This is a genomic window from Micromonospora arborensis (genome assembly GCF_003205615.1).
In the GTDB taxonomy this organism is placed as follows: domain Bacteria; phylum Actinomycetota; class Actinomycetes; order Mycobacteriales; family Micromonosporaceae; genus Micromonospora; species Micromonospora arborensis.
The window spans coordinates 1-1,477 of record NZ_PYBV01000148.1; the positions used below are offsets into that span (position 1 = coordinate 1).

At 51.1% G+C, this 1,477-nt stretch carries 2 protein-coding genes; both read right to left on the minus strand.

Annotation, left to right across the window (positions count from 1 at the left end):
- Nucleotides 1-708, minus strand: a 708-nt coding sequence (gene bla, locus C7C45_RS33195) for a class A beta-lactamase (RefSeq protein WP_110568844.1), incomplete at its 3' end; no start/stop codon positions are given.
- Between the two features lie 287 nt (nucleotides 709-995).
- A partial coding sequence (locus tag C7C45_RS35410; protein ID WP_341866535.1) for a carbohydrate-binding protein occupies nucleotides 996-1,477 on the minus strand: 482 nt, incomplete at its 5' end.

Consider the following 1,477-nt stretch of genomic DNA (forward strand, 5'->3'; position numbering starts at 1 on the left):
ACCGGCTCCAGATTTATCAGCAATAAACCAGCCAGCCGGAAGGGCCGAGCGCAGAAGTGGTCCTGCAACTTTATCCGCCTCCATCCAGTCTATTAATTGTTGCCGGGAAGCTAGAGTAAGTAGTTCGCCAGTTAATAGTTTGCGCAACGTTGTTGCCATTGCTACAGGCATCGTGGTGTCACGCTCGTCGTTTGGTATGGCTTCATTCAGCTCCGGTTCCCAACGATCAAGGCGAGTTACATGATCCCCCATGTTGTGCAAAAAAGCGGTTAGCTCCTTCGGTCCTCCGATCGTTGTCAGAAGTAAGTTGGCCGCAGTATGATCACTCATGGTTATGGCAGCACTGCATAATTCTCTTACTGTAATGCCAGCCGTAAGATGCTTTTCTGTGACTGGTGAGTACTCAACCAAGTCATTCTGAGAATAGTGTATGCGGCGACCGAGTTGCTCTTGCCCGGCGTCAACACGGGATAATACCGCGCCACATAGCAGAACTTTAAAAGTGCTCATCATTGGGAAACGTTCTTCGGGGCGAAAACTCTCAAGGATCTTACCGCTGTTGAGATCCAGTTCGATGTAACCCACTCGTGCACCCAACTGATCTTCAGCATCTTTTACTTTCACCAGCGTTTCTGGGTGAGCAAAAACAGGAAGGCAAAATGCCGCAAAAAAGGGAATAAGGGCGACACGGAAATGTTGAATACTCATACTCTTCCTTTTTCAATATTATTGAAGCATTTATCAGGGTTATTGTCTCATGAGCGGATACATATTTGAATGTATTTAGAAAAATAAACAAATAGGGGTTCCGCGCACATTTCCCCGAAAAGTGCCACCTGACGTAGTTATCCGGATATAGTTCCTCCTTTCAGCAAAAAACCCCTCAAGACCCGTTTAGAGGCCCCAAGGGGTTATGCTAGTTATTGCTCAGCGGTGGCAGCAGCCAACTCAGCTTCCTTTCGGGCTTTGTTAGCAGCCGGATCCCCTTCCTGCAGTCATTGAAGCTGCCACAAGGCAGGAACGTTGGATGGTTCCCATCCTGCCAAGGAGGTGTGGGGCTGCAAACATTTATACGTCTTGCCGTTATATGTGACCAATTGTCCCGCAGTATAAGCTGTGTTGACCTGCCAAGCGGATACACCAGGATTTGTCGTGAGGCCTGAGTTCAGACCGGTGAGGCCAGTAGCGTGGCTGACGAACCCGTTCGTGATAAACGCGTGGTCTGCCGTGTCGACACGAAGGCTATACACCGGCTGCACGCCGGCGACGGTGACACTGGCGACTTTCGCGTAGTAGAACCGCCCGTCGGTCAGCTCGTCGGCGATAGCTTGGGCGTCCGGGTCTCGGTGGTGTGCTTCCAAGAAACGCACCAGTGCAGGGACGCCGACTGTGTAGGTTGTGGGCGCAAATTCGGGTTTCCCGCGGGCAAAACCTGCACAGTCGACGCTGAATGCGCTGCGTTGAATCACCGCGTAAT